This is a genomic window from Tepidiforma sp., from assembly GCF_026419595.1.
GTDB lineage: Bacteria > Chloroflexota > Dehalococcoidia > Tepidiformales > Tepidiformaceae > Tepidiforma.
Window position 1 is genome coordinate 316 of record NZ_JANZZD010000048.1, and the last position, 4,659, is coordinate 4,974.

Genomic DNA, 4,659 nt, shown 5'->3' on the forward strand with positions numbered 1-4,659 from the left:
GCACATGCCCGTGCGACCGGATCTCCTCGAGCGTCGCGCTCTTGCAGAAGCCGGGCACGTCGCTATACGTCCCCGCCCCCGGCTCGCCCCGCCAGGCGTGGTAGGTATCGGCGATTTTCCGAATGTCTTCGTCGGTGAGCTCGCGGTGGGTACGGTCCACCATCGTCCCGAGTTTGCGGGCGTCGATGAAAAGGACCTGGCCGCGCCGGTCGCGGAATCTGCCGTTTCCCTTGTCCCGGGCGAGGAACCAGAGGCAGGCAGGAATTTGCGTAGAGTAGAAGAGCTGCCCGGGCAGGGCCACCATGCAGTCCACCAGGTCGGCCTCGATGATGTTTTTCCGAATCTCGCCCTCGCCGGACTGGTTGGAGGACATGGAGCCGTTCGCGAGGACGAAGCCTGCCACGCCGGCGGGCGCGAGGTGGTGGATGATGTGCTGCACCCAGGCGAAGTTGGCGTTGCCCACCGGGGGCACGCCGAATTTCCACCGCCTGTCCTGCCGCAGGCGCTCACCGCCCCATCTCCTAAGCCTGAACGGAGGATTGGCGAGGATATAGTCCGCCTTCAGGTGGGGGAACTGGTCGTTGTGGAAGGTGTCGCCTTGCGCGAGCTGCGCATCGATGCCCCGGATCGCGAGGTTCATCTTCGCGAGCCGCCAGGTGGTGTGGCTCGACTCCTGCCCATAGATGGAGATATCCGCGACGGCTTTGCCGCCGTTGCCGTTGCCCGTCGCATGGGCGCGGACGAACGCGACTGACTGGACGAACATGCCGCCCGAACCGCAGCACGGGTCGTAGACGCGGCCACGGTACGGCTCGATCATCTCGACGAGCAGGCGCACGATGCAGCGGGGCGTGTAGAACTCACCGCTATTCTTCCCTTCAGCGCTTGCAAACTTGGCGAGGAAATATTCATAGACGCGGCCGAGGACGTCGTGGTCGCGCGCCTGGGCATCGCCGACGCGGATGCTTGAAATGAGATCGACGAGCTGCCCGAGCCGCTCCTTGTCGAGCGCAGGGCGGGCGTAGTCCTTGGGCAACACGCCGCGGAGTGAGGGGTTGTCGCGCTCGATGCCCGCCATCGCGTCGTCGATGAGCTGGCCGATGGTCGGCTGCTTCGCCTGCTGCTGGAGGTACGGCCAGCGCGCCTCAGGCGGGACCCAGAAGAAGTTTTTCGCGCGGTATTCATCGGGGTCCTCGGGGTCAGCGCCGTCGTCGCGTTCCGCTTCGAGCTTCGCGTGCTGTTCTTCGAAAGCATCGGAGATGTACTTCAGGAAGATGAGGCCGAGGACGACGTGCTTGTACTCCGCCGCGTCCATGCTGCCGCGCAGGGCATCGGCCATCTTCCAGAGCTGCGCCTCATAGCCAAGCACGGCGCCGGATTTTGCGGCGGCGGCAGTGCCGGAGCGCCGACCGCGGCGCCTGGGTTCCGGTGACTCCCCGGGCGATGGTTCGAGCGAGAACTGGGCCATGCGCACCTCCGTTCAGCTGCGGCGAATGATGGAGCGATCTTTACCACCCCGGCGCGTCAAAAGCTGTCGCTTAGGCGTTCCGGCGGCCTTCTTCCCGCCAACCCCTGACGACATGACAGCAACCCCTCCCGGATGGCCCGCCGCGTCCGCTACCATGGCCCCACCCTCGATAGAACAGGTGTTCGGATTCATGGCGGAGCTCGTCGTCCTCGTCATCGAAGCCCCGTCCCCTTCGGCCCTCGCCCCCTGGCTCGCCCGCTGCCCGGGACGACTGGCGGCGGGCCCCCGGTCGCTGCCCTCTCCTCGCGAAGCCGAAGCAGTCCTCGCGCCCGCCGGGCTCCGCCGCCGCCTCCCTCCCCCGGCCTCCTCGCCCACAGCGCCCCATCCCCGCCCGCCCCGGCCGGCGGCGCCGCCGTTCCCGGGCTGCGGCCCCTGTCCGCCAGGAATACCCGACGCATTCGCGCTGCCGCCTTCGCCACGGGCCGAAGTCTAACACTCCGCCAGCCCGCCGCCGACGTCTCACGACATCGCCCTGCCGTCCCCGCTCACCTGGACCTGCGTCGCCCGCCTCGCACCCGTCTTCGGGGTGCCGATGGAAACCTTCGCCCTCCCGGAGGACGCCGCATGACCACCGCCGCCGATTGGCTGCCCGATGCCCCGCTCCTCACCGTCCCGGAAGTCTCCCGCGTCCTCCGCGTCTCCGAACGCGCGCTCCGCGAATGGCTCTACCACAAGCGCGAGGGCCAGCCCGTCATCCCCCACGTCCGCCTCGGCCGCCGCGTCCTCATCCGCCGCGAGTGGGTCGAGCAGATCCTCACTGGAACCACGCAGCCCCCGGGCGGCCACCCGGGGGCTGCTGAATAGGAGGTACGAAGAGATGGTAGCACAGCGCACGCGCGGCCGGCCCGTCTCCGATCGGGGGCTCCTCGAGGAGGCGCGGGTCCAGGCCCTCGCCCTCCGGCAGGAGCTCGCCGCGCACGACCAGTGGGAGGCGGCCGCCCTCGAGGTGGCCGAGCTGCTCCTCGCCGAAGGGCGGCTGCTCGAGGCGCGCCGCGTCATCCGCCGGCTCCGCCTCCGCGACCGCTGGGAGAACGCCCGGCACGCGGAGATCGACGACGTCTGGCAGGAGGTGGGAGCGTGAGCGCCCTCGCCGCCCTCGCCGCCCTCGCCGTCCAGCTCACGCTCCTCGGCGCCGCCCTCCTCATCGGCGCCGCCACCATCCGCGACCTCCTCCGGGAGGTGCGCCGGTGAGCCGCAGCGCCGCCATCGTCCGCGCCCGCTACCGCGCGCTCGACCCGTCCACCTCCCGCGACGCCGCCCGCCGCGCCGACGCCGCCGGCCTCCCCGCCACGCAGGCCGCGTGGTTCCTCGCCGCCGTCCGCGCCAGCCCCGGGCGCACCGCCTCCGAGCTGGCCGAGGCCTCCGACGGCCGGTTCGACCGGTACGCCGCCAACCGCCGGCTGGCCGACCTCGAGCGGCTCGGCCTCGTCCAGAAAGGCCCGGCCCGCCGCGCTCCCTCCGGCCGGCTGGAGGTCACGTGGCTGCCCGCTGACGTCCAGGGGGCGCTCCTGTGACCGCACAGCTCCACCCCTCCGCCGAGCGCGTGCTCTTCGCCGCCGCCAGCCTCTGGCGCGAGCGCGGCATCCCGCCCACCGTCCGCGAACTCGCCGAGCGCGCCGGCTTCCGCGGCTGGAGCACCGTCCACTACTGGCTCCACGAACTGCGCTCGGACGGCTTCGTCCAGTGGGACGAGCACACCTACCGCTCGCTCCGGCTCACCCCGCGCGCCCTCGAACACCTGCAGCTGAAGGAGGCACGATGACCGCCGACACCCCGACCATCCAGCCCGCCCTCGCCGACGCCCAGCCGGCCCAACAGCCGCCGGCGCCCGCCCCCGCTGCCGACGCCGGCGCCCTCCTCGAACAGGTCGTCGTCGGCGGCGACCTCGCCCGGCTCACGCCCGCCCAGCGGCTCGACTACTACCGCCGCGTCTGCGACTCGCTCGGCCTCAACCCGCTCACGAAGCCGTTCGACTACCTCCACCTCAACGGCCGGCTCGTCCTCTACGCCACCCGCACCGCCACCGACCAGCTGCGGGCGAACCGCGGCATCTCCGTCGACATCACCAGCCGCGAAATGCTCGCCGAGGCCGGCCTCTACGTCGTCACCGCCCGCGCCGTCGACCGCACCGGCCGCTCCGACGAAGCCGTCGGCGCCGTCAGCGTGCTGGGGCTGAAGGGCGACGCGCTCGCCAACGCCCTCATGAAGGCCGAGACGAAGGCGAAGCGCCGCGCCACGCTCTCCCTCGCCGGGCTCGGCTGGATGGACGAGACGGAGGCCGACGCCATCCCCGGCGCCCGCCCGGCCCGCGTCGACCGCGAGACCGGCGAGCTGCTCGAGCCGCACCCGCTGCCGGCCGGCGCCGGCGAACCGCCCGTCGAGCTCGACCGCGGCCAGTGGGAGGCGCTCGGCCACGCCCTCCGCGCCAACGGCCTCACCAAGCAGCAGCTCGTCGCCTACCTCGACGCCGAACTCGGCCCGAACCGGCTCGGCCCCGCCGCGAAAGTGCGCGAATGGTTCCGGCGGAACCCGGAGGCCGACGTCATCAGCCTCGTCGCCGAGGTCTACCGCTTCGAACAGGGGGAGCACGATGACCCGCCGGCCGCCTGACGCGCACGTCCACCGCTGGCGCATCGACGAGCCGGACGGCCGCGCCTGGCTCGACGGCCGCTGCGCCGCCTGCGGCGCCGTCCGCCGCTTCCCCGCCTCCGAAGACGCCTGGCTCGAAAGCCGCGGCATCAGCCGCGACCGCTACTACCCGGCGCACCGCCCGGCGGAACTCCCCGCCCAGTGGCGGCTGCGCGACTGGAGCGACTGGTGATGCGCCGCTGGCCCCTCATCGCCAACTGGCTGCCCGCGCCCGGCTGCGACCTCGCGGCGGCCGGCGCCCGGGCAGGTGATTTCGAATCCCGCTTCGGCTGGCTCACGCCGGACGAAGAGCAGGTGATGGGCTGGGCCGTCGACCGGCGCGCGCCGCTCGCCGCCGCCCGCAGCCCCTACGCCCTCTGGCGCGGCGGCTGGCTCGACCTCCGCGCCATCGCCTGGCTCGGGAGGAACTGATGGACCAGCACATCACCCTGCCGCTGGACGGCCCCGTCACCGGGCCAATTCTCCCGGCCGACATCGAACCG

Annotated in this window: 8 protein-coding genes; 7 read left to right on the top strand and 1 reads right to left on the bottom strand. The window is 72.1% G+C overall.

Annotated elements, in window-relative coordinates; all coding sequences use genetic code 11:
* A partial coding sequence (locus tag N2041_RS14035; protein WP_367187736.1) for an N-6 DNA methylase occupies nucleotides 1-1,339 on the bottom strand: 1,339 nt, incomplete at its 3' end.
* A 753-nt stretch (nucleotides 1,340-2,092) separates the two neighbouring features.
* Here N2041_RS14035 and N2041_RS14040 point away from each other — a divergent pair.
* From N2041_RS14040 to N2041_RS14070, 7 genes are all read left to right on the top strand, one after another.
* Nucleotides 2,093-2,332: a helix-turn-helix domain-containing protein gene (locus tag N2041_RS14040; RefSeq protein WP_297679203.1), complete on the top strand. Its 240-nt coding sequence runs from the start codon at nucleotides 2,093-2,095 to the stop codon at nucleotides 2,330-2,332.
* Nucleotides 2,333-2,345: 13 nt separating this feature from the next.
* On the top strand, nucleotides 2,346-2,609 hold the full coding sequence (locus N2041_RS14045) for a hypothetical protein (RefSeq protein WP_297679204.1): 264 nt from the start codon (nucleotides 2,346-2,348) through the stop codon (nucleotides 2,607-2,609).
* A gap of 106 nt (nucleotides 2,610-2,715) precedes the next feature.
* Nucleotides 2,716-3,042, top strand: a complete 327-nt coding sequence (locus N2041_RS14050; RefSeq protein ID WP_297679205.1) for a helix-turn-helix domain-containing protein — start codon at nucleotides 2,716-2,718, stop codon at nucleotides 3,040-3,042.
* Nucleotides 3,039-3,290 carry a hypothetical protein gene (locus N2041_RS14055; RefSeq protein ID WP_297679206.1) on the top strand — a complete coding sequence of 84 codons (252 nt, stop codon included), beginning with the start codon at nucleotides 3,039-3,041 and terminating at the stop codon, nucleotides 3,288-3,290. Before N2041_RS14050 ends, N2041_RS14055 begins: the two co-directional genes overlap by 4 nt.
* Complete coding sequence (locus N2041_RS14060) at nucleotides 3,287-4,138, top strand: hypothetical protein (RefSeq protein ID WP_297679207.1); 852 nt, start codon at nucleotides 3,287-3,289, stop codon at nucleotides 4,136-4,138. Before N2041_RS14055 ends, N2041_RS14060 begins: the two co-directional genes overlap by 4 nt.
* A complete protein-coding gene (locus N2041_RS14065) occupies nucleotides 4,119-4,349 on the top strand; it encodes a hypothetical protein (protein WP_297679208.1) in 231 nt (76 codons plus the stop codon). Before N2041_RS14060 ends, N2041_RS14065 begins: the two co-directional genes overlap by 20 nt.
* Nucleotides 4,349-4,588, top strand: coding sequence for a hypothetical protein (locus N2041_RS14070; protein WP_297679209.1), 240 nt, complete (start codon nucleotides 4,349-4,351; stop codon nucleotides 4,586-4,588). The genes N2041_RS14065 and N2041_RS14070 overlap by 1 nt, the downstream gene beginning before the upstream one ends.
* The last annotated feature ends 71 nt before the right edge of the window (nucleotides 4,589-4,659 follow it).